This is a genomic window from Enterococcus sp. AZ141 (genome assembly GCF_051714385.1).
GTDB classification, from domain to species: Bacteria; Bacillota; Bacilli; order Lactobacillales; family Enterococcaceae; genus Enterococcus_D; species Enterococcus_D entomosocium.
Map to the genome: position 1 here is coordinate 612,147 of NZ_JBIORT010000001.1, position 26,284 is coordinate 638,430.

Annotated in this window: 21 protein-coding genes and 1 other annotated feature; of the genes, 7 read left to right on the top strand and 14 right to left on the bottom strand. The window is 45.5% G+C overall.

From position 1 onward, the window contains the following. Positions 1-47: 47 nt before the first annotated feature. The 4 genes from IGI89_RS02805 to IGI89_RS02820 all read right to left on the bottom strand — a co-directional run bounded on the left by IGI89_RS02805 (position 48) and on the right by IGI89_RS02820 (position 3,978). The gene (locus IGI89_RS02805; RefSeq protein ID WP_005232224.1) at positions 48-851 is read right to left on the bottom strand and encodes an amino acid ABC transporter substrate-binding protein; all 804 of its coding nucleotides are present in this window, start codon (positions 849-851) and stop codon (positions 48-50) included. 13 nt (positions 852-864) lie between these two features. Continuing rightward, complete coding sequence (locus IGI89_RS02810) at positions 865-1,497, bottom strand: amino acid ABC transporter ATP-binding protein (RefSeq protein ID WP_005227272.1); 633 nt, start codon at positions 1,495-1,497, stop codon at positions 865-867. A 12-nt stretch (positions 1,498-1,509) separates the two neighbouring features. Next, a complete protein-coding gene (locus IGI89_RS02815) occupies positions 1,510-2,154 on the bottom strand; it encodes an amino acid ABC transporter permease (protein WP_005232226.1) in 645 nt (214 codons plus the stop codon). Positions 2,155-2,462: 308 nt separating this feature from the next. Next, positions 2,463-2,697, bottom strand: a binding site (T-box leader). A gap of 126 nt (positions 2,698-2,823) precedes the next feature. Then, positions 2,824-3,978 carry a cobalamin-independent methionine synthase II family protein gene (locus IGI89_RS02820; protein ID WP_205684915.1) on the bottom strand — a complete coding sequence of 385 codons (1,155 nt, stop codon included), beginning with the start codon at positions 3,976-3,978 and terminating at the stop codon, positions 2,824-2,826. Positions 3,979-4,104: 126 nt separating this feature from the next. Here IGI89_RS02820 and IGI89_RS02825 point away from each other — a divergent pair, with 126 nt between their 5' ends. Continuing rightward, positions 4,105-5,025, top strand: a complete 921-nt coding sequence (locus IGI89_RS02825; RefSeq protein ID WP_061053693.1) for a LysR family transcriptional regulator — start codon at positions 4,105-4,107, stop codon at positions 5,023-5,025. Between the two features lie 119 nt (positions 5,026-5,144). Here IGI89_RS02825 and IGI89_RS02830 read toward each other — a convergent pair whose 3' ends face one another. The 5 genes from IGI89_RS02830 to IGI89_RS02850 form a co-directional block, all read right to left on the bottom strand. Beyond that, positions 5,145-7,511 carry a phosphoketolase family protein gene (locus IGI89_RS02830; RefSeq protein ID WP_061053692.1) on the bottom strand — a complete coding sequence of 789 codons (2,367 nt, stop codon included), beginning with the start codon at positions 7,509-7,511 and terminating at the stop codon, positions 5,145-5,147. 196 nt (positions 7,512-7,707) lie between these two features. Beyond that, on the bottom strand, positions 7,708-9,132 hold the full coding sequence (araA, locus tag IGI89_RS02835; RefSeq protein ID WP_061053691.1) for an L-arabinose isomerase: 1,425 nt from the start codon (positions 9,130-9,132) through the stop codon (positions 7,708-7,710). 19 nt (positions 9,133-9,151) lie between these two features. After that, positions 9,152-9,847, bottom strand: coding sequence for an L-ribulose-5-phosphate 4-epimerase (locus tag IGI89_RS02840; RefSeq protein WP_008376133.1), 696 nt, complete (start codon positions 9,845-9,847; stop codon positions 9,152-9,154). Positions 9,848-9,866: 19 nt separating this feature from the next. Next, on the bottom strand, positions 9,867-11,462 hold the full coding sequence (locus IGI89_RS02845; protein WP_061053690.1) for a xylulokinase: 1,596 nt from the start codon (positions 11,460-11,462) through the stop codon (positions 9,867-9,869). Between the two features lie 4 nt (positions 11,463-11,466). Next, positions 11,467-12,573, bottom strand: coding sequence for a GntR family transcriptional regulator (locus tag IGI89_RS02850; RefSeq protein ID WP_087664833.1), 1,107 nt, complete (start codon positions 12,571-12,573; stop codon positions 11,467-11,469). Between the two features lie 165 nt (positions 12,574-12,738). On the opposite strand from IGI89_RS02850, the gene IGI89_RS02855 reads away from it, so the two are divergent. The 3 genes from IGI89_RS02855 to IGI89_RS02865 all read left to right on the top strand — a co-directional run bounded on the left by IGI89_RS02855 (position 12,739) and on the right by IGI89_RS02865 (position 15,829). Beyond that, positions 12,739-13,578, top strand: a complete 840-nt coding sequence (locus IGI89_RS02855; RefSeq protein ID WP_061053689.1) for an SHOCT domain-containing protein — start codon at positions 12,739-12,741, stop codon at positions 13,576-13,578. 329 nt (positions 13,579-13,907) lie between these two features. Then, a complete protein-coding gene (locus IGI89_RS02860; RefSeq protein ID WP_225869340.1) occupies positions 13,908-14,612 on the top strand; it encodes a helix-turn-helix domain-containing protein in 705 nt (234 codons plus the stop codon). A gap of 107 nt (positions 14,613-14,719) precedes the next feature. Then, positions 14,720-15,829, top strand: a complete 1,110-nt coding sequence (locus IGI89_RS02865; protein ID WP_008376142.1) for an ABC transporter ATP-binding protein — start codon at positions 14,720-14,722, stop codon at positions 15,827-15,829. Between the two features lie 129 nt (positions 15,830-15,958). Here the strand turns inward: IGI89_RS02865 and IGI89_RS02870 are convergent, their stop codons facing one another. The 5 genes from IGI89_RS02870 to chvE all read right to left on the bottom strand — a co-directional run bounded on the left by IGI89_RS02870 (position 15,959) and on the right by chvE (position 22,022). Then, a complete protein-coding gene (locus IGI89_RS02870) occupies positions 15,959-17,479 on the bottom strand; it encodes an alpha-L-fucosidase (protein ID WP_061053687.1) in 1,521 nt (506 codons plus the stop codon). Positions 17,480-17,699: 220 nt separating this feature from the next. Further along, positions 17,700-18,035, bottom strand: coding sequence for a PTS sugar transporter subunit IIB (locus IGI89_RS02875; RefSeq protein WP_005232241.1), 336 nt, complete (start codon positions 18,033-18,035; stop codon positions 17,700-17,702). A gap of 12 nt (positions 18,036-18,047) precedes the next feature. Further along, on the bottom strand, positions 18,048-19,244 hold the full coding sequence (mmsB, locus tag IGI89_RS02880) for a multiple monosaccharide ABC transporter permease (protein ID WP_034872066.1): 1,197 nt from the start codon (positions 19,242-19,244) through the stop codon (positions 18,048-18,050). 1 nt (position 19,245) lies between these two features. Then, positions 19,246-20,775 (bottom strand): multiple monosaccharide ABC transporter ATP-binding protein, encoded by a 1,530-nt coding sequence (mmsA, locus tag IGI89_RS02885; protein WP_061053686.1) that lies wholly within the window; start codon positions 20,773-20,775, stop codon positions 19,246-19,248. Between the two features lie 146 nt (positions 20,776-20,921). Then, on the bottom strand, positions 20,922-22,022 hold the full coding sequence (gene chvE, locus IGI89_RS02890; RefSeq protein WP_005231478.1) for a multiple monosaccharide ABC transporter substrate-binding protein: 1,101 nt from the start codon (positions 22,020-22,022) through the stop codon (positions 20,922-20,924). 232 nt (positions 22,023-22,254) lie between these two features. Between chvE and IGI89_RS02895 the strand changes: the two genes are divergently transcribed. Genes IGI89_RS02895 through IGI89_RS02905 form a run of 3 tightly spaced genes read left to right on the top strand, consistent with a single transcriptional unit; the run spans position 22,255 to position 26,249 of the window. Beyond that, positions 22,255-23,259, top strand: a complete 1,005-nt coding sequence (locus IGI89_RS02895) for an ABC transporter substrate-binding protein (protein ID WP_061053684.1) — start codon at positions 22,255-22,257, stop codon at positions 23,257-23,259. A 10-nt stretch (positions 23,260-23,269) separates the two neighbouring features. Beyond that, positions 23,270-24,718 (top strand): sensor histidine kinase, encoded by a 1,449-nt coding sequence (locus IGI89_RS02900; RefSeq protein WP_061053683.1) that lies wholly within the window; start codon positions 23,270-23,272, stop codon positions 24,716-24,718. Continuing rightward, positions 24,696-26,249: a response regulator gene (locus tag IGI89_RS02905; protein ID WP_061053682.1), complete on the top strand. Its 1,554-nt coding sequence runs from the start codon at positions 24,696-24,698 to the stop codon at positions 26,247-26,249. The genes IGI89_RS02900 and IGI89_RS02905 overlap by 23 nt, the downstream gene beginning before the upstream one ends. Positions 26,250-26,284 lie beyond the last annotated feature (35 nt).

Below are 26,284 nucleotides of genomic sequence, written 5' to 3' on the forward strand. Positions count from 1 at the left end.
AAAAAAACACCAGCTGCTAAGCAGCCAGTGCCTCTTGTTGACTTGTTTTAGTTTGGTGTGACGTCTTCGCCAAACCACTTTTCAGAGATTTCAGCAAAGGTACCATTGTCTTGCAATTCTTTCAAACCATCATTGATTTTATCTGCCATGGCTTGATCGTCTTTACGCACACCTACAGCAAAATCTTCTGCTTCAAAGGGGCTTTCGATTTCGTTGAAGTCATCGGTTTTGCCTGTTTGAGTCAAATAATATTCTGCGTAGACACGGTCGATCAAAAGACCGTCGATCCGACCGTTTTCTAGATCGATAAAGGCTTCATTAAAGCTGGCATACAAGGTTGCGTCATTGCCGTCTACGAGATCCTTCAAAACTTCCGGTTGGTTATTGAAGGTCTCATAACCAGAAGAACCTTCTTGGGCACCTAAGACTTTGCCCTCCATATCATCAAAACTAGTAATGCCGCTTGATTTCGCTGTGACCAAGACTTGTTTATTTTCCATATAAGTATCTGTAAACAATACTTTTTCTTCACGAGCTGCGGTTTTGGTATACCCGTTCCAGATCATATCGATGGTGCCATTGCTTAGTTCGGTTTCTTTCATGGACCAGTCGATTGGTTGAAATTTGACTTTGGTTCCTGTTAGATCCAAAATCGCTGTGGCTAAATCCACATCAAACCCAACGATGTTGCCTTGGTCGTCTTTAAAGCCCATCGGTACGAAGGTATCGTCTAGGCCGACGATCACTTCTTCTTTGTCAGCGGCACTGGTTGTGGTGTCATTGCTGCTGCCGCACGCCCCTAATAAAAATACACTTGCTGCTGCGATTCCCGTTAATAGTAATTTTTTCATTTTGTTCTCCCCCTTATTCTCCTGCTACTTTTAATAATTGATCGCCGATATTTTCGGCAAAAACCAAATCATGGGTCACCACGATCTGGGTCACTCCTTCTTTTTTCAGATCCAAGATCAGCTGTTCGACTTGCTGTCTCAAGCCTGGGTCTAAGGCGCTGGTAGGCTCGTCATAGGCCAACACTTTGGGATTCATCGCCATCGCTCGTGCGATAGCCACCCGTTGCCGCTGCCCCCCGGACAACTGGAAGGGGTATTGAGCTAATAGGTCACTTAACCCTAGTTTTTCTGCCAACTGTTCGGCTTTTGCTGTATACGCGGCTTTGTCTTGTTTTAGCACCATTTTTGGTGCCAAAGTGATGTTTTCAAAAACCGACAAGTGCGGAAACAATTGGAAGTCTTGGAAGACGACACCGACGACTTGTTCTTGTTCTTTTGTGTCGGTGGGATCAAAGGCTTTGCCATCCAGTAAAAAGCTTCCAGAATCGATCGTTTCTAACCCAGCCAGTGTCCGAAGCAAGGTGGTTTTCCCGCCACCGGAAGGACCGACCACCGCTAAGATACTGCCGTCTTCGATCGTCAGGTCTAGCTGATCGATGACTTTTTTAGCGCCAAATGATTTTGATACTTGTTTTAGTTCTAACATACGTGGTTCCTCCTAACGGTAATAGTCCAGTTTGGTCTCGATTTGTTTTAACAATAACGTGAAGACGCCCGTCATCACCAAGTAGATCAAGCCGACCCCAACTAACGGAAGCAAGGTACTGTCTCGCTCCATGGCGATTTTTCCGATTCGCATCACGTCTGACAAGCCCAAGATGTAGACGAGGGATGTGTCTTTGACAAGATTGATGACTTCATTGCCGACAGATGGCAGGGTGATCTTGACGACTTGTGGGATGATGATTTTTTGGATCGTTTGGATTGGGGATAAACGCAAGACTTTCGCAGCTTCGTATTGTCCGGCTGGAATCGATTGGATCCCCCCACGGAAAATCTCAGCAAAATAAGCAGCGTAATTGATGATAAAGGCGATCAAGGCTGCTTCAAAGCGATCAAAGACGATCCCTAAAATCGGCAGACCGTAGAAAACAAAGATCAACTGCAGCAATAGTGGCGTTCCTCGCATCAACCAAACGTAGACTTGCACGATCAATTTCAAAATACGCAGGCGACTGGCTAAAACAAAGGCAAACAAGATGCCTAAGGGAATGGACCCGATTAAGGTCAGTGCGAACAATTTAACGGTGATTCCGGTTCCTGAAATTAGTTGGGGCATAACATTGACTAAATACTCAAACATGGTGACTTCCTCCTTGATAGGTTTCAATTTCGCTTGGCAGAAAAACAGCTTAGCGACGGCTTACTCCGACGCTTATGTGGCGCTGTGCGTTGGATGGTGAGGGCAACTGGCAAGTTTCATTTTTCTAAAAAAGAAAAACAAAAAAAGCGCACACTGGCATTTGCCAGAGGACGCTAGATACGTGGTTCCACCTCAATTTGCCTTTCCTTCACAGGAAAAGGCCTCGTGCAGTCTTTGTGATCCTTCCACTTTCGGTTTTCGGTGAGCCGCAAAAAAAGAGAAAAAAAAACGTCCCCTAGCCATTACAGCTAAAGGACGTTATCAACGCGGTTCCACCTTTGTTTATCAGTGCTTCACAGCAACTGAACTCAGAAAGTCATCAATCAATGACTGCTGCTGTAACGGGCAAACCCGGTCTCTCCTACTTTTCTTTCGGAAAAACGACTCCAAGATGTGTTTCACAACCATGCGTTATCTCTTTGCACCAACCAGAGACTCTCTTCAAACAGCAAGCCTTGCTACTCTTCTTTTCGATGTCTGTTTCATTAAGTTGTGTCTTACTTTACTCGCTCTTAAAGAAAATGTCAAACATTTTTTCTGAAATTTTCGAAACTTTGTCGCATGCACCGATTTCGAGGGGAAGATTCAGGGAAAAGAAGACGCAACTGCTTAACCGAAGTATGCTTCAGCTAAGGCTTGCCCTTGCTTGATTTTTGCCCATTGCTGCTCAGTCGAAAGCTCATTGCCGCAGTCACAAGAGGCAAAGCCACATTGATGAGAAAGATAAAGCCGCTCCTTAGGAATGATTTGACTAGCTTTGTCTAATAAGGCGATCACTCGCTCTTCATCGTCTAATGTGGCGGTTTTGCTGGATAATAAGCCTAAGACAACCTCCACTTCTGGGCGATCTTTCAGCGCTTCTAAAGCCGAGATATCACCGGCACGGTCATCATCCCACTCTAGGAAAAAGCGGTCATAATGCTGATCACGTAAGAATTTTTCGGCGATCGCTTTGTAGGTACCACTGGCTGCCGCGCGGCTTTGGTAATTGCCGCGACAATTGTGGGTCCAGACTTTTAATCCTAATTCGTGGGCGTAATCAGCGACTTCGTTGTTGATCGCCACGAATTCATCGGCTAACGCTTCTAAGCCGTCATTGCCTTGGGTGAAGAAGCTCTTGTCATTGTCTTCGGCAAATAATTCCCATAAACAATCATCGAACTGAACGATCTCACCACCGGCTTCTCGGTATTCCTGCAAGAATTCCTTGTAGGCGTTAAGCAGTCCTTCCCGCAAGGCTTCTTTCGTTGGATACACCTGACCTTCACCAACGAGGTCGTTAAAGACAGTCAGCTCGGTAAAGGCGTGGGCAGCCCCCCAGACGGTGATTTTGACTGGCAGGTCGCCAGCTTGGCGTTTGGTTTTTTTAAACAACGTCAAGTAATGATGGTTTTTGCCAGATAATGGTTCTGTGATTCGGATGCCGATGTCTTTACGTGTCTCAAAATGTCCACCGTCCAAATCTTCAAAGGCATACCCATGATCGGAGATATAGCGCTCAACGCCTTTTAATCCCCAGAGAAAATCCAGGTGCCACATCGAGCGGCCGTGTTCGCCGTCTGTGATGACTGTGATGCCGTGTTCTTTTTGCGCTGCAATGATGTCAGCGATCGCTTTTGCTTCCGTTTCTTGGTAGCCAGGAAACGCATCATAAAACGGGTAGCGGATGTCCTCCCGATGCTCGATTTGATTTTTGTAGTCCAATAAATCTTGTGGTCGTAACAATGACCCCACAAGCTGAAATTTGTCTGTTGCCATATCCATTCCTCCTATACAAAGTTTTCAAAATTGTTAGATTTATTCTAGCAAACATCTTATACTATAGATAATACTTATAAACTTATATATTCCATAGGCAATACCTATAACATAAAAAGGAGGTTGCATCCCATGCGTATCCAGCAGCTTGAATATTTGGAAAAAATCGTAGAAACTGGCTCTTTCAATGAAGCCGCTAAACAGCTTTTCATCAGTCAGCCCTCCCTCTCTCAAGCCATGAAAGAGTTGGAAAAAGAGTATGATCTGCAGCTGTTTTACCGCAGTAAATTAGGGGTGACCTTGACCGATGATGGCCGTTCCTTTCTCAACTATGCTCGAAATGTTTTAGACCAAGTCAATCTCTTGGACGAACGCTTTCGCAAAGACAGCCATCGCAAGCATGTTTTCAGTGTTTCCGCACAACACTATGCCTTCGTCGTCCACGCCTTCGTGGAGCTGGTCAAACAGTTAGGGGAAGATGAATTTCAATTCACCTTGCGGGAGACCCAGACACAAAATGTACTGGATGATATCCAGACGTTTAAGAGCGAATTGGGGGTCATTTATCTGAATGATTTCAACACGACAGTCTTGACCCGTTTGATCCACGAAAAAGACCTGCACTTCATTCCTTTATTTGAAGCCAAACCCCACGTCTTCATCGGCCGAGAAAATCCCCTGACTCAGAAAAAAAGCATCACATTAGCTGATTTGGAACCTTATACCTATTTGTCGTACGAACAAGGGGAAACCAATTCCTTCTACTTTTCTGAAGAGATCTTAAGCACTTTACAACGCAAAAAACACATTCGCATCAGCGATCGTGCCACGATCTTCAATTTGATGGTGGGTCTCAACGGCTATACCATCAGCTCTGGGATCATTAGCAGTGAGCTGAATGATGAAAAAATCGTTGCGATTCCTTTGGAAGTCGATGATGCGATGACACTAGGTTACCTCAAACACAAGAAAATGGAACTGAGTGAGATGGCTTTGGACTATCTCGCCTTGTTGAAACAGCATATCAAAAATTACGGTTTCGACGTCTTTTAAAAAAACGATCCGCAGACAGTCGGTCGGGCTTCCTTGGTAAGGCGTCCCGACCCTGTTGCGGATCGTTTTGTACTTATTTTGTTCTTAAATTGTCTTACGTTGGTGTTATGGAGAAAAAATCAACGCAATGGTTTCCATTCCCACTCTTCGACTTCGGCGATATCATAGCCGTTTTCTCGAATAAAGTCATGGTGATACGCAACGGTGTCTGCCATTTTTTTGGCAAAGTCCGTTGCTTTTTCTCCATAGACCCATTCGGCGGCGTCTTTGGCTAAGTGGAAGCGATCCAATTCAGAAAGGATCCGCATATCAAACGGTGTCGTGATGTCGCCATTTTCTCGGTACCCATGAATATGAAGCTGTTGGTTGCGACGGCCAAAGAAGATGTCGCGAATCAGTCCTTCATACCCGTGGAAAGCAAACACGATCGGTTTGTCTTTCGTAAAGTAGGCTTCAAATGCTTCATCGCTCAACCCACGAGGATCGACTTCTGGACGACGCAATTTCAATAGATCGACCACATTGATGAAGCGGACTTTCAACTCTGGGAAGGCTTCAATCAGCAAGGAAACAGCAGCTAATGCTTCCAAATTCGGTTCCGTCCCGGCAGCTGCGAGCACGATGTCCGGTTCTTGTCCTTCATCTGTCGATGCCCAGTCGATGACTTTCAAGCCATCTTTGACAAGCACTTTCGCTTCATCCGCCGAATAAAACTGCGGACGTGGGTGTTTCGAAGAGACCACTAGATTGATCTTTTCTTCAGAAGCGAGCGTTTCTGCCATGACAGCCATCAAGCTATTGGCATCGGCTGGCAAGTAGACCCGCACAAAGTCGGCTTTTTTCTCTGCAATATGGGTCATGATCCCTGGATCTTGGTGGGTGTACCCATTATGGTCTTGTTGGAAGACCGTTGATGAAGCGATCAAATTCAATGAGGGGTACGGGTTGCGCCAGTCAAGATCATGGGCTTTTCGTAACCATTTGAAGTGCTGCGTGATCATAGAATCAACGACTCTTAGGAATGACTCGTAGCTGGCAAAGAAGCCATGACGCCCCGTCAGCACATAGCCTTCCAAGAAGCCTTCTGCTTGATGTTCTGATAATTGTGAATCAATCACACGGCCCACTGAAGACAGCCATTCATCATAATCAGGATGTTTTGGCTCCAACCATTGGCGGTCCGTGACTTCGAACACATGATTCAACCGATTGGATTTGGCTTCATCTGGGCCAAAAATGCGGAAGTTGTCAGGATTTTCTTTGATGATGTCACGGGCAAATTTCCCAAAGACCATCATATCTTGGGCCGTCGTTTCCCCTGGTGTCTCAATCGCAATGGCATGTGCTTGCCAATCTGGCAAGCGTAGCGGTTGCGGATCGATCCCCCCGTTGGTGATTGGGTTGACAGCCATCCGTTGCTCCCCTTTTGGCGCCAATTCTTGAATCTCAGCGTTGATGCGGCCGTTTTCGTCAAAAAGCTCTTCTGGACGATAAGACTGCAGCCAATCCGTCAAAGCATCCACGTGTTCCATATGTTTCGCATTGACAGGGATCGGCACTTGGTGGGCACGGAAGCCCCCTTCAATCGGCTCGCCATCCCAGACTTTCGGTCCAGTCCACCCTTTTGGTGTGCGAACGATTAAAACAGGCCAATGAGGCATAGCGGCTTCTTCCGCAGAACCTTTGCGGGCTTCTGCTTGGATCGCGTGGATCTGTTCGATGGCTTGATCCATCTTCTGTGCCAATTGCGGATGAACCGCTTCTGGATCGTCCCCTTCTACAAAATAAGGGGTCCAACCCATGCCTTCAAAATATTTCGTGAGATCTTGGTCGCTTTTACGAGCCAAAATCGTTGGATTGGCAATTTTGGCGCCATTCAAATGCAAGATAGGCAAAATTGCGCCATCATTGACTGGATTGATAAAGGTATTTGAAAACCAGCTGCCCGCTAATGGTCCGGTTTCGGCTTCACCATCACCGACCACTACTGCTGCAATGACATCGGGATTGTCTAAAATAGCTCCGGTAGCGTGGGCGATGGAATAGCCTAGCTCGCCGCCTTCATGGATCGAACCTGGCGTTTCAGGTGCCGCATGAGAAGCGATCCCACCTGGGAAAGAGAAAGTTTTGAATAAATGTTTCATCCCTGTTTCGTCTTGGGTGGCTTTTGGATAGATCTCGCTGTAGCTGCCGTCTAAATAAGCATTCGCAACCATGACTTGTCCGCCATGGCCCGGTCCTTCGATATAAAACATGTTTAAGTCGTACTTATTGATGACGCGATTGAGATGGGTGTAAATAAAATTTTGTCCGGCGATCGTTCCCCAGTGACCAATTGGATTCACTTTCAAATCTTTTTCTTCGATGGGGCGGCGCAATAAGGGATTGTCTTTCAAATAGATCTGACCAACGGAAAGGTAGTTGGCTGCTCGCCACCAAGCGTTCATTTTCTGATAATACTCTGGTGTATCGTAGGTTGTCTTCATTGTGCTCCTCCTTTTAGTCCATTGTTCCACTCTTACATAAAAGTCTATGCCCCCTATATTTAAAAGTCAATTTTGCTGATTGCTGGTGCTTTCAAGGGTTTGCTTGCCCGCACTTTACAGCCAGAAGGCAAGAAAGCTTAAGAAAAACGCAAAGAAACCGCCGGCATAGCCAACGGTTCCTTTTGTGATTGTGTACTTATTTGATCGTTACGTATTCTAATCCTACAAGTTTCGCCCATGTTTCGATCTGATCAGAATTTAAGGCAAGTGAGACAACGGTGTGATGGCCACCGCCTGTTTCGATCCACTGTTTGACGCCATCGTGGAAGTTTGGTTTTGGCGTCCACATTACTCGTGCAACCGGTAGTTTTGGTGCTTCTTCAGTTGGCTCAAAGGCATCGACTTCATTGATCAATAATTTGTAGTGAGTGCCAAAGTCGGCCATCGAAACCACGACACCTTCGCCGCCTTGGCCGTCAAAGACGAGCCGGGCTGGGTCTTCACGATCCCCCATCGACAATGGCGAAACCACGATTTTTGGATTGCTGGCTGCTAATACCGGATCGACTTCCATCATGTGGGATTGCAAGATGGCTTCTTTTCCTGGTGTCAGCTCATAGGTGTAGTCTTCCATAAAGCCAGTCGCTTTATTGTGAGCCATGATTTTCATCAAACGGTCAATAGCGGCTGTTTTCCAGTCCCCTTCACCGGCAAACCCATAGCCTTCTGCCATCAAGCGTTGTACAGCTAAACCAGGCAACTGCTGCATACCATACAAGTCTTCAAAGTTCGTGGTGAATGCCGTATAGCCGCCTGCTTCAAGGAAGCGGCGCAGACCGATTTCTTGTTTGGCTTGTGCTTTGACATGACGTGCCCACTCTTCTTTGTCGTAATCGCCATAATCGAAATCATACAGCTGGCTGTATCCTTCAAAGAGTGCATCGATTTCTTCGTCAGTCACCGCATCGACAACTTGTACCAAATCGCCGATCCCAAAATAATCAACGGTCCAACCAAATTGGATCTGTGCTTCGACTTTGTCGCCTTCCGTCACCCCAACGTTACGCATGTTGTCGCCAAAACGAGCGACTTTAATTTGGAAGCTTTCATTGTAGCCGACTGCCACGTCCATCCAAGCAGCAATTTCTTTTTGGATGGCTTCATTTTTCCAATAACCGACAACGATTTTGTTTTGCTTTTTCAAACGGGCATTGATAAATCCGTATTCTCGGTCACCATGAGCCGCTTGGTTCAAGTTCATAAAGTCCATATCGATGGTTTCCCATGGAATTTGTTCATTGTATTGAGTGGCAAGGTGCAGCAATGGTTTTTGTAATAATTTCGTGCCGCGAATCCACATTTTTGCTGGTGAGAAGGTGTGCATCCAGGTGATCACCCCAGCGACTTCATCCCGATAGTTGACTTCTTTCATGATTTTCGTAATCGTATCGGCAGTAACAGCGAGTTCTTGTAAAACGACTGGATAAGGCAGCTTTGAGCTGTCATTTAAGCTTTTGACCATTTCTTCTGCATGGTCCCGTACTTCTTGTAATGCTTCTTCTCCATATAAGTGCTGTGATCCTACGACGAACCAAAATTCTTTTTTCCCGATTTCTAACATTCTGCTTGCTCCTTTTTCGTTATTTTTGCCCGTAATAGGCATTTTCTCCATGTTTGCGTAAATAATGTTTGTCTAAGACCCGCTGCGGCAATTCGGGTGCGTAACTGTTCAGCTGGCGCGTGATAAAATTCATCTTGGCGACTTCTTCTAAGACCACTGCGTTCATCACCGCCGCATCCGCCGTTTTGCCCCAGGTAAACGGTCCATGACCGTGAAGCAAGACACCAGGAATTTCTTCTGGCGTGATGCCGCGTTCCTTAAAGGTTTCGACGATCACCTGTCCTGTTTGTGCTTCATAGCCTTCATCGATCTCGGCTTGCGTCAAAAAGCGGGCACAGGGGACTGCTCCATAAAACGTATCGGCATGGGTCGTGCCCATCGCTGGCAGATCGAGTCCTGCCTGAGCCCAGCTCGTCGCCCAAGTAGAATGGGTATGGACGATCCCACCAATTTCTGGAAATGCTTTGTATAAAACGGCATGCGTCGGCGTGTCGGAGGAAGGATTTTTCGCTCCTTCCACTACGTTGCCCTCAAAATCACAAACCACCATATCACTGGCTTGCATGGTTTCATAGTCAACACCGCTAGGTTTGATGACAAACAACTGCTGTTGGCGATCCACTGCTGACACATTGCCCCAGGTGTATTTGATCAATCCTTGCTTCGGCAATGCCAAATTGGCCTGAAAGACTTCTTCTTTTAATCCTTCTAACACAAAATTCCCTTCTTTCTTTTTAAATCAACGCATCAATTGCCGCTTGCTCGATCGGCAACCCTGCTTGGTAACGTTGGGTAAAGACGGTAAATCCCTGAATGTCGGCTTCCGTTGGGGCTAACGTCACGCCGTGGTCATTTTTAAACACTTGATCTGCTAAAAATGCGGCCAAGGATTGTTCTGGCGTATGACGGCGAAGGTACGCTGCTAAAAGGGCGATCCCCCAGGCGCCGCCTTCACCAGCCGTTTCCATGACCGTGACTGGGGCTTCCATGACAGCTGCCAAGACACGTTGGGCAACTTCTGGCGTTTTGAAGATCCCACCGTGACCAACGATTCGATCAATAGCGACGTCTTCGGCTTCCAGAATCTTCATCCCGATCTTCATCGCACCAAAGGCACTAAACAGATGTAAGCGCATGAAATTTGCTAAAGTAAAAGAACTCTCTGGCGATCGGACGAAAAGCGGCCGTCCTTCAGGGATCTTAGTGATATTTTCACCAGAATAATAGCCATAAGAAAGCATCCCGCCACAGTCTGAATCCCCTTTCAATGCTTCGTTGAATAAGGTCGTAAACAATTCTTCCGTGGAGAGTTTCATTCCAGCTGCGTCGGCAAATTCGCGGAAAAGTTTGACCCAGGCATTGATCTCCGAGGTACAGTTATTCGTATGGACCATCCCCACCAAATCACCAGAAGGCGTCGTGACCAAATCGATCTCTGGATACACTTTAGTTAAGGGTTCTTCTAAGACGATCATGGCAAAAGCAGACGTCCCGGCTGAAACATTCCCGCTTCGCTGTGCCACACTATTCGTGGCAACCATGCCAGTGCCCGCATCGCCTTCTGGCGGACATAACGGGATGCCAGCTTGCAAAGTACCAGTTGGGTCGAGTTTTTTTGCCCCTTCTGCCGTCAATGTGCCGGCTGGTTCGCCTGCTGTCAACACTTGCGGCAAAAGGTCTTTGATCTGCCAAGGATACCCCTGACTGCTGATTTGTGCATCAAATTGCTGCAGCATATTCGCATCATAGTTTTTTGTCGTACTGTCGATTGGGAACATCCCTGATGCATCGCCGATTCCGATAACTTTTTCCCCTGTCAGCTGCCAATGGACATAGCCGGCTAAGGTAGTGAAAAAAGCAACCTCTGGGATGTGGGCTTCTTGATTCAAAATCGCTTGATACAAATGCGCGATACTCCAACGCTGCGGAATGTTGTATTGGAACAATGCCGTCAAGGCTTTTTCTGCTTCTTCCGTGATCGCATTGCGCCATGTCCGAAAAGGGACCAACAGCGTGCCTTGCTGATCAAAGGCCATATAGCCGTGCATCATTGCAGAAAAACCGATACTGCCGATCGTCGTCAAAGGCACCTCGAATTGCTGCTGAATGTTGTGCGCTAACTCTTGATAGCTGGCTTGCAGTCCTTGCCAAATCGCCTCTAGTGAGTAGGTCCAGATCCCTTGTTCCAATTGATTTTCCCATTCAAAGCTGCCGGAAGCGATCGTCTGAAACTGCTCATCGATCAAGACAGCTTTGATCCGTGTCGAGCCTAGCTCGATCCCAAGAGACGTGCGCCCGTCAATAATTGCTTGCCTTACTTGTTGCGTCATCTTCTTACTCTCCTTTTTGGTTATTGACTGAACCGCGAACGATCAGCTCCGGTTCAAAATAAAAGCGTTGCGCTTCTGTTGCCTTACCTGTAGTGATCCATTGTGCTGCCAATTCCCCCATCGCTTCTTTTGGGTGAGTCAGTGTGGTGATCGTCGGTGTGGACAAGGTGCTAAGGGGCGAATCATCGTTACCCACGATCGAAAAATCAGTAGGAACGTTCTTCCCCGCAGCCGTCAATGCTTGAATCAAGCGATGCGCGATCTCATCGTTGTAACAAACGATGCCTGTGACTTGATTATCGGCAGCCGTCAAGCGCTGGATCGCTTGTTCAATAACGGCTTCTTTTGACTCCGTCGTATACGTCAAGACGTCTTCTGCTGCAAACGTCCGCTTGGCTTGGGTCAACGCTTTGACAAACCCTTTCATCCGATATTTCCCTTGTAAGTCATCGATTTTCGTGATCATCATCAACTGCTGATGCTGTTGCTCTAATAGATAATTGGTTGCTAAAAACCCAGAACGTGTATCGTTGACACAAATATGCGGCAAGTCTAGTTCTTCGTAATAGGCATTGATCATGACGAGAGGAATCCCAGCTTCTTGAAGGGCGACATAATAGGCAAGATTCGGGTTGTACTGGCTGCTCTTCGTTGGTTCAACGATCAACCCATCTACCCCTTGATCCATCATTTGCTGCAAGCACGCTCTTTCTTGCTCATGGTCATTGTTGGTTGAGCCTAAAAGCAGTGAGTAGCCTTGCTCCCGCAATGTCTGCTCCACGCCACGCATGATCGAAGGGAAAATATAATCAGACAAATAGGTCATGATGATCCCGATCGTTTTGCGGTTTTTATGATTGACAGTCTCAGGTTTTGAAACGTAGGTGCCTGAGCCCCGTTCTTTTCTTAAATAGCCTTCATTGACCAAAACAGCGATCGCTTGGCGCACCGTGTGGCGGCTATAATGAAATTCTTCCTGTAAGGTTGCTTCTGAAGGGATCGCATCGCCTTCTTGATAGGTGCCTAAGCGGATCTTTTCTCTTAAGATATCCGCAAGTTGTTCGTACTTATTCGCCATTTTAATCCCATCTTTCAAAAGTTGTCCGTACATCTAAGATACCAAGAAACCGCTTCCTTGTCAATTACTGCTATACTAATTTTTCTGAAAAAGTAATAGAGAAAAAATTCCAAACGATCATTCACCTCGATTTTACTCATAATAAAAATAAATAAGATTAAATTTGTTGTATAATTGAATAAATAGTTAGTTATTTCTATGAAGGAGGCAAACACTTTGACGAGAAATATGAATGAAAATCGTGAGGCGCCAATCATTCTTTATTCAAAAAAATATCGAGAGAATCGCAAACACGAGGCTAGTTGTCGCTGGTTTATTACCAGTAAAGGTGTTTTGATAAACCATACCCATCCAAAAATCCCAGATGAAAAGATTCCCATGGCAAAAATTGCCGATGTGGAATTACATATAGGCAAAGGTCTCTTAGTGGACTACCTCCGACTGCAGGTACCAGGTAATTCTCATCTGCTTTATTTCACCAATCGCATCGATGCCCAAAAAGCCTATGAATTTTTAACGGATCATTTGGCAGCACTTGGCGGACAATCAGCCAAAAGTTACGTGGATGAAGAGGCTGGTAAAATCAAATTACTGTCTTATCATTATCGTGATGCTTGGATCATCGCAGAAGATACCCTCACGATCATCGACTACAAAAAGAAAGAAAAGCAGGTTTTGCAGATTCCCCAGATCACCAGTGTCAGTCTGAAAGAAGTTGCCGAATCTGGTCTTTGGAAAGGCAATGGCTTCTTGGAACTGTATATTGGCGGCGGGGCAATCAGAGAAACCCATTCTCGCAGAAGGACGGAACCAAACCACTCCCTTTGCTTTGCCGAAAAAGACCTGCTGATTGCTCGGATCATACAGCGCTATCTCACTAACTTCCCCCGTAAGCATGCGATACTGCCCCCGCGACCAACTGTAACCCCGACGGAACAGGTCATTGCTGATCTTCGCGAACTGAAAATGTTGGTCGATGAAGGAATTTTGACTGAAGAAGAATTTGCCTTAAAGAAAAAACAACTGTTAGGATTATAGAAGCAATCGCTTCGGGAAAAAAGCAGTCCTCCTGCCATGCAAAGGCAGAGATTTCGGTGAAGGGCTGTGCTTTTTTCTGGGAAAATTTTGAACGGTTTTTTTAGAACATGCTATACTAAATGAAGAATACGTAGAGTATCTCAAAGGAGGTCTTTCTCATTTTTTCTTTTAATGACATCAAAGCGCGTTTCCCCCAGGCAACGCTGCATGACAAAGTATCCACAACGAAGGACATCGAATCCATCGCTTTCGGCAAAAAATATATTTGGCTGCCAACTGACCAATTAAGTGACAGTGAAAAACTGCTGATCCAACTGGGAAACGGCTCTTTGCAACCAGAAATCGATAACCGAAACCATCCATGGTATCCGATTTTATTTGAACATCAGCCCGTTCAAGACCAAACGTGGGTCCGAATTCTGCAAGTTCATTTCACCCGAACCATTGACTCCTTGCAATCCGAATGGCTCGCAGAGATCCAGCAAATGCTCCCTAGCGTGGTGGATCTTTTTTTCCTCACCGAAGACCATGCGGTGATCGTAGAAAAACAAGACGACACTAATTTACCCATCGAAGATCTCGACGGCTTATTCGTGGCTTTGGATATGGATTTCGACTGCTATTCCCAGCTGTTCGTTGGCCCCTTCCATCACCCACGCCACGACTTCACTACCTTATGGACGAGTGAATCTACCCTGTTTAAAAATGAGTTAAAAACGAAAACTACCAGTAAAAGTATGGATCTGCCCAAAGTGGTCTTCGCTCTTTTTCGCAATGGCTTTTCCGAGTATATTTCCTTGTTTCGTACCTTGTATCTAGATTGGTTTGAAGAAGAGACCGAAACGATCATTCAATCACTGTGGCGCAATCAAGGCAATGCGAGTTCCACTGCCAAAGAACTGTTTATGCATCGGAATTCTCTCCTATATAAGATCGATAAGTTTCAAACACTGACACGTTTAAATTTAAAAAATATGGATGATCTGCTGCTTTGCTATTTACTGATCGACCAATTCACCCATCAGAGCAATTAAACAACCTGCACAAGAAAACGTTTTTTTCTTGTGCAGGTTTCCGTTGCGCATTCGAAGCGTTTTCATTTATGCTATTCATGTAAACTAAATGGAAAGAGGTAATCCCAATGGTAGAAATGGCCTTAAAAAATATCCACAAAAAATATGACAATAATGATGCGTATTCGGTAACTGATTTTAATTTAGATATCGCGGATCGCGAATTTATCGTTTTCGTTGGACCTTCTGGTTGCGGAAAATCAACAACCCTTCGAATGATCGCTGGTTTAGAAGATATTTCTGAAGGCGAATTGAGCATCGGTGGAAAAGTAATGAACGATGTAGCACCAAAAGACCGCGACATCGCGATGGTTTTCCAGAACTACGCATTGTATCCCCATATGACTGTTTTTAACAACATGGCATTTGGTTTGAAATTGCGTAAATACGACAAAGAAGAAATCAAAAAACGCGTAGAAAATGCCGCTGAGATCTTAGGTTTGACAGAATACTTAGATCGTAAACCTGCTGCCCTTTCAGGTGGTCAGCGTCAACGGGTTGCCTTAGGCCGTGCCATCGTTCGTGATGCCAAAGTCTTCTTAATGGATGAGCCGTTGTCAAACTTAGATGCGAAATTGCGGGTTGCCATGCGTGCGGAAATCGCAAAATTACACCAACGTTTAGAAACAACGACGATCTATGTAACCCATGACCAAACAGAAGCGATGACCATGGCTGACAGGATCGTTATCATGAAAGATGGTTTCATTCAACAAATCGGTTCACCAAAAGAAGTCTACAACACACCGAAAAACATTTTCGTTGCCGGCTTTATCGGTTCACCAGCAATGAACTTCTTCAATGTTACGTTGAATAACGGTATGATCTCTGATGGTCAAAGTTTGAATTTACGTATTCCTGAAGGCAAGAATAAGATTCTTGTTGAAAAAGGCTACGAAGGCAAACAATTAGTCTTTGGTATTCGTCCAGAAGATATCCACAGTGAACAAATCGCATTGGAAGCTTCTCCTGAAGCAACTGTACGTGCCGAAGTGGTCGTATCTGAACTATTAGGTGCAGAAACAATGCTTTATACACGTGTAGGTGCGACTGAATTTATCTCGAAAGTTGATGCCCGCGACTTCCACCGTCCAGGTGAAACAGTTGATTTAGCTTTCAACATCAACAAAGCGCATTTCTTCGACAAAGATTCAGAAAATGTCATCACACTTCCTTAATTTGTAGTTACCATGCACTGTTCTCGGATTTGCCCCCTAGGCAGTCGCATTTAACTAATATCCACTTTTATTCCTTATTTGTATCCCTCAAAAACAGACAGTCAGCCGACTGTCTGTTTTTGGGTTACTTTATTCTTCCTGAGGCACATAGCGCGCGGCCATGGTTTGAATGATCGGTGTTTGCCGAACTTGAGTAAAAACGATTTTGACAGCAGACACGCCGACCGCTTCAAAGCTGATGATTTTTTGATAGCCGATCGTCACTATTTCGGTCAGTAACTGTGGTCCTGCTACAGTTTGCAGAAAAATTTTTGCTTTTTCTACCCGTTGCCCATATTGAATCGCTTCCTTCAATACAAGTGAATTGATGACGACCGGTTCTGCAAAATGTAGGGTCAGCCATGGCCGTTTGTCTTCCAAGTCCGGTTTCCAATACTGGCCAAACGCTTGAGATAGTTGGAGCTTATCCATTCTGCTGGACACACTGGTTGAAGAGCTCACAAACGTGCCGTTCCTTTCAGTCGTCACCTCTTTCAATTGTTTAATCGAGTGACCTAATTGCTGCAATGCCTTTTGATCCGTTGGATGGATCATACCATCCGGCATCGGCGACACATTAAGTAGAAAAGAACTATTGCCCCCAACGATCTGCTTGTAAAAAGACCAGAGCTCAGCGCCGCTTTTTACTTGTTGGTCTTCTGATGGATGATAAAACCAGCCGGGGCGAATCGATAAGTTGACCTCAGCAGGGTACCAAGCCAATTCGGCAGCTTCTTTAATGCCGTACTTTTTCAGCGCTTGTCGGCTTCCTAAATCGATTTCCATACTGGAAATCGATTGCCGAAACGCTGTGCTATCGGCTTTTTGCGAATGACTCGCTGTTTTTTCAGCATCCTTTAATGCAGCTGGCACCACACTCCATTCTTGAAGTCTGGTTTGCCCCGCTTCGTTTCCTACCCAACGGACATCCGGTCCGCAAACCGCAATCACTGCATTGGGTTGCAGCTCACGAATCACTTGATAATACCGTTCCCAATCATAGTTTTGGCGTTTTCCATTGGGTCCTTCACCATTGGCCCCATCTAACCATATTTCGAATATATCACCATAATTGGTTAAAAGTTCTGTCAACTGCGCCGTATAAAAATCATCATAGACTTGCCCCATTCCATAACAAGCTTCATGCTGATCCCAAGGCGATAAATAAATGCCGAATTTCAGGTCTGCTTGACGGCAAGCATCAGAAAGTTCTTTCACTAAATCACCTTGACCATTGCGCCAGGGCGTTGAAGCGACTGTGAAAGCAGTGTGCTGGCTTGGCCATAAGCAAAAGCCGTCATGATGTTTGCAGGTCAAAATGATTCCCTGCATACCGCTTTGCTTCATTGTGGAAACCCATTGATGACAGTCTAGCTTTTGCGGGTCAAATACCGTTGGCGACTCATTGCCGAGCCCCCATTCACGATTGGTCATCGTATTGAGACCAAAGTGGATAAAGCCATAAAATTCCAACTGCTGCCACTGTAGTTGTCGTTTACTGGGGCGAATCTGGGTAAGTTCTGCTGGTTCGATAATCTGTTCCTCCATTCTATGAGTTGTTTGCTGCTTTAAGGAAACAGATACAAGATCGATTCTTGACTGTTTCCTCATTGGAAAAGATCCAACGCCTTTACTGTACTTCCGTCATCTGTACGCTCACTGGCAAACGAAGTACAGGAACTGACTGAAGCACCATTCAATCGACGGGTCTTCCCTATCAGGTGATCAAACTACTTTACGATAAAAAGAGTAGTGCTTGCTTGGGGGATTCGCAAGGCACTACTCTAAACAACATATTCAAACGCTAAAAGACACATCTTTTTACGCGAGCCTAGTGATCGTTTTGTAAGAGGGTCAGGCTGTCTGTAAGGACAGCTTCGCCATCTAACAGCTCGTAATCTGTTTCTTTGATTAATTTATATGGCACCGCTTTGACCATGAGAAAGTCTTTTAATCGATTGACTTCGTACTTCGACTGCGGACCGATCAACAAAGCATCGACTGTTTGCTGCTGCAGGATCTGTTCAGCAATGATGGCTGGTGCCGAATAGATATGCACAGCTAGCCCTTTTTCATCTGCGGCCCGCTGCATGTTTTTCACTAAGAGACCCGTAGTGATGCCGGCGGTACAAATCAATAAAATCGTCTTTTGTGCTTGGTCCTCCATAAACAGGCCCTCCTACGAAATTTTCTTTTTCTTATTGTAGATATCCAACACGACAGCCAGCAGCAAAATCAACCCTTTGATGGCTTGCTGCCAATCGACACCGACCCCTAAGATCGACATCCCATTGTTTAAGACACCCATCACGAGACCACCAACGATCGCCCCCATCACAGTACCAATACCGCCTGAGGTAGAAGCACCGCCGAAATACACTGCGGCCATTGCATCTAATTCCATTGACGTTCCCGCTTGTGGTGTAGCTGCATTCAACCGAGCCGCTAAAACCAAGCCCGCCAAAGCTGCCATCATCCCCATGTTCACGAAGACCCAGAAGGTGATTTTCTTCGTCTTGATTCCCGAAAGTTCAGCTGCTTTCTTATTGCCGCCGGTTGCATAGATTTGACGACCAGCGACGGTTTTGTTAGTCAAAAAGCCATAGGCAGCCACGATCACCCCTAAGACGATCAAAATGATCGGATACCCTTGGTAAGAGGCAAAGATGTAGGTAGCGCCGAGAAATACGACCGCAGTAAAGACGGCTTTAAAGGTAAAGGCTGCCATTGATTCCACTTCAAAAAGATTTTTTTTGCGACGCTCACGGGTTCGCCATTGGCCTAAAATCAAGATGCCCGTGATCACTACACCTAAAATCATGGAAAGTAAATGGATCTGACCGCCTGCAATATCTGGCAAATAGCCGGTGGAAATTTGTTGGAATGCCTTGGGAAACGGTGCCAATGATTGACCGCCTAAGACGACTTGGGTCAGTCCTCGAAACATCAGTAAACCAGACAAGGTCACGATAAATGCTGGGATACCGACATACGCGACCCAGAAGCCTTGCCAAGCACCGATCACTGCGCCCATCAGTAAGCAAAGAGGCACTGCCAGCCAAGGACTGATGCCGTTATTGACCATTAAGACACCTGCAATCGCACCGACAAACGCCATCACGGACCCTACGGATAAATCAACGTGTCCTAACAAGACGACCAAAAGCATACCAGCTGCCAAAACGAGAATATGACTGTTTTGCAACACGAGGTTGGTGATATTCAGCGGCCGCCAGAAAATCCCGTCGGTCATGAGCTGAAAGGCCACCAGCAGCACTGCTAAGATAATGATCATACTGTATTTGCTAAAGATTTCCAGTGCCTTTTCTTTCAGCGAATGGCTGCGTTCTTTTTTTAATTTATTGGTTGTTTCCATCTCAAACCCCACTCTCTTCTAGTGTCATTAGATTCATCAATCGTTCTTGGTCGGCCTCTTCCCGTAACACTTCGCCCGTGAAGCGGCCTTCGTTCATCGTGTAGATCCGGTCGCACATGCCTAATAGTTCTGGTAACTCCGAGGAGATGATACAGATGGCTTTGCCAGCTGCTGCCATCTCTTCGATGATCGTATAGATTTCGTACTTCGCCCCGACATCGATCCCGCGGGTCGGTTCATCTAAAAATAAGATATCTGGTGTGGTCATCAGCCACTTTGCCAAAACGACTTTTTGCTGATTCCCACCACTCAAGCTGCCGACGTTTTGATAGATTGAATTGGTTTTCGTCCGCATTTTTTTGCGGAATTCTTCTGCCATCGTGACTTCTTTTTCTTTATCGATGACCCCTTGGCGGCTGATTTTGGCAAGACTAGCGATGGTGGTGTTCTCGCGAATATCCATCAGCAGATTCAAGCCAAGCGCTTTTCTGTCTTCCGACACATAGGCTAACCCATTTTTGATGGCGGTTGGCACGTCTTTGACAGAAATCGGTTGGCCGTCTTTATAGACTTCCCCCGAAATCGAACTGCCGTAGGAATGACCGAAGACACTCATGGCAAACTCAGTCCGGCCAGCACCCATCAAACCGGCGATGCCGATGATCTCTCCTTTGCGGATCATCAAGTTCAAATTTTCATTCACCACACGGGTATGGTCGATTGGATGATGGACCGTCCAATTTTTGACTTCAAAAAACGGTTCACCAATAGTGGGTTTCCGCTCTGGGTAGCGATTGGTCAAATCTCGCCCAACCATGCCCCGAATGATACGCTCTTCAGAGATTTCGGCCCCGCTCAGCGTCTCGATCGTTTGCCCGTCTCGTAAAATCGTGATGCGATCCGCCACATTGACGATTTCATTCAGCTTGTGGGAGATGATGATCGAAGTGATCCCTTGGTTGCGAAACTCTTTGATCAGCTCTAACAGATTGGCACTTTCTTCTTCATTCAACGCTGCGGTTGGTTCATCTAAAATCAACAATCGGACGGATTTTGAAAATGCTTTGGCAATTTCCACCAGCTGTTGATGCCCGACACCGATTTGTGAAACCAGCGTATTCGGGTCTAATTTTAAGCCAACGATCTTTAAGAGATTGTCCGTTTTCTTTTCGGTCAGATCCCAATCAATAATGCCGTGCTTGGCTTGTTCATTTCCTAAAAAAATATTTTCTTTGATCGACAGGTAAGGACTTAAGGCTAACTCTTGATGAATAATAACGATTCCTTTGTCCTCGCTGTCCCGCAAATCTTTGAACTTGCATAACTCCCCTTCATAATAGATCTCTCCATCATAACTGCCGTAAGGATAGAGTCCGCTTAAGACATTCATCAGCGTGGACTTGCCAGCGCCATTTTCTCCACACAGTGCGTGGATCTCTCCTCGCTCGATCGAGAGGTTGACGTTATCAAGGGCGCGAACCCCTGAAAACTCTTTGACGATGCCTTTCATCATCAAAATATTATCTGCCATGTTCTTTCACCCTTTTCCTTTTTATGTAAAAGTGATGCGCTCCCTTTGTAAGAAAAGCGGAAAGAACGAATACTGGGGATGATTCGTTCTTCCCTGCTGCTTTAGGGGAAACTAGCATCTTTTCTCGTTGGATCTGCACTCCTTGCTTAAATGCCCAGCTCTTCTTCTGTATAGTAATCGGTATCGATCAATTCTTCTTTGTAGTTGTCGCTATCCACAGAAACGGGATTTGACAAGTAGGTTGGTACGACTTTGACGCCATTGTCATAGGTTTCAGTATCGTTGACTGGCACTTCCTCGCCATTGGTGATGGCTTCGATCATTTCGATCGTGTTTTTCGCTAACACCCGTGTATCTTTAAAAATCGTTTGGGTTTGTTCACCCGCGATGATTGATTTCACTCCTGCCACCGTCGCATCTTGACCGGTGATCACAGGCAGTGGTTTATCAGAGGAACCATAGCCCACACCTTTAAGCGATGAGATGATTCCTAGGCTGATTGGATCATAAGGTGAAAGAACAGCATCCAATGTTTGATCCGTATAGTTGGCACTCAACAAGTTGTCCATCCGAGCTTGCGCGGTTGAACCATCCCAACGCAAGGTAGCGATTTGGTTGAAGTTGGTTTGACCGGAAGGAACGACTAGCTGTCCGCTATCAAAGTATTGTTGGAAAACCGAAAGGACCCCATTATAATTGATCAGTGCATTGTTATCATCTGGAGAACCGCCGAATAATTCAATGTTAAATGGTCCTTCACCGTCTTTGAGGCCTAATTTGTCTTCAATATAAGACGCTTGCAGCACGCCGACCCCAAAATTATCAAAGGTGGCATAATAATCGACGTATTCCGAGTTCATCAGTAAACGGTCATAGGCGATGACTGTGATGTCTTCGTTATGGGCTTTTTCCAACACGTCCGTCAGTGCCGACCCATCGATCGAGGCGATCACTAAAGTATCAACGCCTTTGGTGATCATGTTCTCAATTTGTGCCACTTGGTTTTCTACTTTGTCTTCTCCATATTGCAGGTCAGTTTTATAGCCAAGCTTCTCTAATTCCTCTACCATATTGTCGCCATCTGCGATCCATCGTTCTGCCGATTTGGTCGGCATCGCAATCCCAACAAATCCTTTGTCTCCGTCACCGTTTGCCCCGCTATCTGATCCATTCCCACAAGCTGCTAACAATCCACCAACCAATAAGGTGGATGCTAGGACGACCAATTTACCAAAAGTACCTTTCATTGTGATCCCTCCATGTCTTTTTCTTACATACTCAGTATAGCCAGTTAAGGAATCGCTTACATTTAGATTTTTTCGAGATTTCTTGGATTTCTTGAGAAAGGTCGGCCCAGTTGTCGCTTTTTCTTTTCGTAATCTTGGATTTTTTAAGATTCCCTTGGTTTTTATTTGATTTGATATTTTGTGTAAAGCGCTTCCGTATTTTTTAGTAGAATAGACCATAGAGGTGAAAAAAATGAGGAATAGAAAAATTGGGTTACTCCTTTGTTTGTATCTGTCTTTCTTGGCTGGTTGCCAAGCAAACAAAGAAACAACCACTGAAACAGCGGAAGAAAGTATTGTGATCGGTTTTTCCCAGTCGGGAACGGAAAGCAGCTGGCGTAAACGCCATACGGAATCGATCCGCACTGAATTAGAGAAGGAAGGCTATGAAGTCCTTTATCGTAACGGTTATATGAATCAAGAGCGACAGATCCAAGATATCCGTAATTTTATCGTGTATCAAGTCGATGCCATCGTCTTTACCCCCATTCAGGAAAACAATTGGGAACCGATTTTGGAAGAAGCGGCCCAAGCTGGGATTCCCGTTTTCGTGGTAGATCGACATGTCAATGTCAGCGATCCCTCTTTATTTTTGACCCATATCGGGCCAAGCTTCAAAGCCGAGGGCAATCGTGCAGGTCTCTACGTTAGTAATTATTATAAAGAGCATGAGAACAAAACAGTCAATATTTTAGAATTGACGGGACTGGATGCTACGTCCCCGACGTATTTGCGCTCAGAAGGGTTCCGAGAAACCATCAAGCGTGATTATGCCCATAACAATGTGACGATCCAAGTCGTAGACGAATTAAACGGCGATTTCATCCGCCGTAAAGGCAAAGAAGTCATCGAACAATACATCGCAGCAGGCAAAATGGAACAGATTGATGTCTTGTTCAGCCACAATGATGAGATGACGTTGGGTGCCCTAGAAGCCTTAGAAAAAACCGATATTGAGCCGGGGAAGGATTTAGTGATCGTATCGATCGATGCTCAAAAAGAAATGATCGATAAATTGAAGCAAGGAGTGGTCAATTGTGTCGTTGAGTGCAACCCAGATGCCGGGGTGTTCGTCAAAAATGCCATCTCTCGCTACTTGGCTCGCGGCGCCGATGCCATCCCTCGTGAAATCTATGTCCATGAAACGGTTTTTTCCAGTGACATGGATTTCGATCAGATTCCGCCGAGAAATTATTGAGGGGATGAAGATGAAAACAAAAAGTATCAAGGGCATCTTTCAACAGACGAATAAACTGATGATCCTCGTCGCCTTTATTCCCCTCGTACTAAGCAGTGTGTTTTACTCGCGGCAGATTTTCATTTACCAAAATACCATTAACAATATTGAAGAAGCCAATCAATTATCGGAAAAAGTCGATGCCATTGTCTTGGAAGAAATGTGGGATTTAGTCTTTGGTCAAAAAACCGTCGCACAAGTTCAAGAAACCAATGTGATCGATGAACTAAGGAGCGATCTGCAGCACATTCAAGAAAATACCAGCACTGCGAAAGAGCTCAATATTTTAGCAGTCGCCTTTCGGACGCTCGATTCTTTAGAAACCTATCAGCAACAGTTGATCGATAATATTCTCAACGATGAACCGGTGGAACAAAACCAATACGTCATGATCCAACTGGATTCGGTGATCGATTTGCTATCCGATATTTTGCAGCAATTCGTCGGGGTAGAGATCAGCTTAGCCAGCCAAACCAATCACGAACTAGTCCAATCGGTATTGTTACTGATCCTTTTTCAAGTCGTGTTGCTTTTGATCATCTTTGCGATCATCAATAAAAACCGGCGCTTTGTTCGGGACAATCTGCAAGACCCATTGGATCGGTTATTAGATCTTTCTAACGAACTATCCCAAGGACATTTGAGCTACCGAGCAGAACTGCCCGAAACCCCAGAGCTGCGGACTCTGACGAGTAGCTTGAATCGGATGGCAGATGACTTGACTCGGCTCTTGGAAGAAAATGCCTTGAAGCAGTATCACTTAGCCCAAAGTGAGGTGCGGGTCTTACAAGCCCAGATCACTCCACATTTCATCTATAATAGTTTAGATGCGATCGTTTCTTTGATTGAAGCTGCCCGTTACGAGCAAGCAACCGAAATGACTTATGCGCTGTCAGATTTTTTCCGCATCTCCTTAAGCAAAGGGCAAGACTGGATTCCGCTGGAAAAAGAATTGCGGCATGTGGACGATTACTTGAAGATTTTGCAGATCCGCTATGGCAGGATGCTGTCTTACACCATTGAAGATCAAACTGTCAGTCCAGAACTACAGGTCCTGAAAATGGTCCTGCAGCCCCTTGTTGAAAACGCCGTATATCATGGCACCAAATTTGTCCGTCGTGTCGGCATGATTCGAATCACAGTGTCAGAATTGCCTCACCAGATTCAAATGACCATCAGTGACAACGGTGTTGGAATCGACCCTGAGCGTTTGGAGGAGATTCGTCGTAACCTTAAAGAAACCACTGATCCCGCCTCTGAGAGCGGCTATGGCCTATATAACGTCTATCGCCGTCTCCAGCTGAACTACGGCAGCGAAGCGCAACTGACGATCCACAGTCAATACCAAGAAGGCACCACGATTAACGTCACAGTACCAAAAAGGGAGGAACCCAACCATGTACAAAGTGTTCATAGTTGAAGATGAACATCTGATTCGCGATAGTTTGCGCCACCAAATCATGACTCTTGCCAAACAATACCCGATCGTTTATAGCGATGAAGCCGCAGATGGCGAATTGGCGCTGGCTTCGATCCTTGATCTGCGTCCTGATATTATTATCAGTGATATCAAAATGCCGTTTATGGACGGCTTGGTCTTTGCGAAAGAAGCCAAGAAATTATTGCCGCAAGTTCGCATTATTTTCGTTAGCGGCTTTGATGATTTTGACTATGCAAAAACGGCACTGCAGCTGCAAGCAGACGATTACTTGCTCAAGCCCATCAAAAACGAAGAATTAGAACAAGCCATCAAAACCGTCGTTCAACATTTAGATGAACAACAAACCACCCATCAACAATTATCCAAAGAAGACGATTTATTCGAAATGGAAATCAAAAAGAATCACTTTCTGAATCACCTCTTTAAACAAAAGATCACGATCTCAGAAGCCTTTTTGCAAGCAGAAGAACTGGGCCGGCGCTTTTCAGGCAAACAGTTTTGTGTGCTCTTAGCAAAAACCCCCTTCAATCAAAGCTTTTCTGACTACACTCGCTTTAGCCAGCAGCTGACCAAAGCCTATGAACAAGACGATGCCGTCTTGTTCTCCAGTGTTTCTAGCCGCTTCATCAAGTTTTTGCTTTTTGACCATGACCGAGAACAAGTTTTAGAAAAAGCCTATCAGATCGCTCAAAGCCTCGTTCATGGTTCTGGGGAAGAAGTAGCAGTGGCGATCGGACCGGTAGCAGATCGCTTCTCGGGTATCTCTCTTTCTTATCAGAAAGCTCGTGATATGCTAAAAACCTATGGCAGCATCCGCAAGGAAAAAATCATCAGCTATGAAGACGACATTCGCGAAGGGGAACTGTCCCCCACCAATCCTTTCAAAACCGACCTTGCTTCACGGCTGGCAAATGCTAGGAAACAGACGATCCCTGAGCTGATCGCTGAATTGATGGCGCCTCAAGGAACCGTTGAGCGAACGCAAATGTACCGTTTGTTCGTCTTGGTCGAATTGCTGGCATTATTGAAGAAAAAAGACAGTCATTCGCTTCCCCAGATCGTTCAGCACGCCCATGACTTAGACTATCTAGCGGCATTGACCCATGAGCCAGAGAACTATCAAACGACTCTGGCAGAACTGTTGCCGCTATTGACCAAACAACCCATCAATCCTGCAATGGCGAAGTATCAAAGCGTCATCAATCAAGCCAAAGCCTTTATCAGTGAGCACTTTTCTGATCCCAATATTTCCTTAAATGTAGTTGCTGAAAAAGTTCATTTGAGTCCGGCGCACTTCAGCACCATCTTCTCGCAAGCCACTGATTCTACGTTTATCGAATACTTGACCGAGCAACGATTGACCTTAGCTAAGGAACTGCTGTTAACGACAAATCTACGGCTATCTGAGATCGCCTTTGATGTTGGCTATAATGACCCAAATTATTTTTCCTTTTTGTTCAAGAAGAAAGAAAGTATCTCACCGAAAGAATACCGTCAAAAAAATGCTTAAATGAATGAATGGATACAAAAAAAGAGTGAGAGACA

Bases quoted from the DNA above. Each gene is read 5' to 3' on its own strand.
- IGI89_RS02805 (WP_005232224.1), bottom strand. From the start codon at position 851: ATGAAAAAATTACTATTAACGGGAATCGCAGCAGCAAGTGTATTTTTA.
- IGI89_RS02810 (WP_005227272.1), bottom strand. From the start codon at position 1,497: ATGTTAGAACTAAAACAAGTATCAAAATCATTTGGCGCTAAAAAAGTC.
- IGI89_RS02815 (WP_005232226.1), bottom strand. From the start codon at position 2,154: ATGTTTGAGTATTTAGTCAATGTTATGCCCCAACTAATTTCAGGAACC.
- IGI89_RS02820 (WP_205684915.1), bottom strand. From the start codon at position 3,978: ATGGATATGGCAACAGACAAATTTCAGCTTGTGGGGTCATTGTTACGA.
- IGI89_RS02825 (WP_061053693.1), top strand. From the start codon at position 4,105: ATGCGTATCCAGCAGCTTGAATATTTGGAAAAAATCGTAGAAACTGGC.
- IGI89_RS02830 (WP_061053692.1), bottom strand. From the start codon at position 7,511: ATGAAGACAACCTACGATACACCAGAGTATTATCAGAAAATGAACGCT.
- araA (WP_061053691.1), bottom strand. From the start codon at position 9,132: ATGTTAGAAATCGGGAAAAAAGAATTTTGGTTCGTCGTAGGATCACAG.
- IGI89_RS02845 (WP_061053690.1), bottom strand. From the start codon at position 11,462: ATGACGCAACAAGTAAGGCAAGCAATTATTGACGGGCGCACGTCTCTT.
- IGI89_RS02850 (WP_087664833.1), bottom strand. From the start codon at position 12,573: ATGTACGGACAACTTTTGAAAGATGGGATTAAAATGGCGAATAAGTAC.
- IGI89_RS02855 (WP_061053689.1), top strand. From the start codon at position 12,739: ATGAAGGAGGCAAACACTTTGACGAGAAATATGAATGAAAATCGTGAG.
- IGI89_RS02865 (WP_008376142.1), top strand. From the start codon at position 14,720: ATGGTAGAAATGGCCTTAAAAAATATCCACAAAAAATATGACAATAAT.
- IGI89_RS02870 (WP_061053687.1), bottom strand. From the start codon at position 17,479: ATGAGGAAACAGTCAAGAATCGATCTTGTATCTGTTTCCTTAAAGCAG.
- IGI89_RS02875 (WP_005232241.1), bottom strand. From the start codon at position 18,035: ATGGAGGACCAAGCACAAAAGACGATTTTATTGATTTGTACCGCCGGC.
- mmsB (WP_034872066.1), bottom strand. From the start codon at position 19,244: ATGGAAACAACCAATAAATTAAAAAAAGAACGCAGCCATTCGCTGAAA.
- mmsA (WP_061053686.1), bottom strand. From the start codon at position 20,775: ATGGCAGATAATATTTTGATGATGAAAGGCATCGTCAAAGAGTTTTCA.
- chvE (WP_005231478.1), bottom strand. From the start codon at position 22,022: ATGAAAGGTACTTTTGGTAAATTGGTCGTCCTAGCATCCACCTTATTG.
- IGI89_RS02895 (WP_061053684.1), top strand. From the start codon at position 22,255: ATGAGGAATAGAAAAATTGGGTTACTCCTTTGTTTGTATCTGTCTTTC.
- IGI89_RS02900 (WP_061053683.1), top strand. From the start codon at position 23,270: ATGAAAACAAAAAGTATCAAGGGCATCTTTCAACAGACGAATAAACTG.
- IGI89_RS02905 (WP_061053682.1), top strand. From the start codon at position 24,696: ATGTACAAAGTGTTCATAGTTGAAGATGAACATCTGATTCGCGATAGT.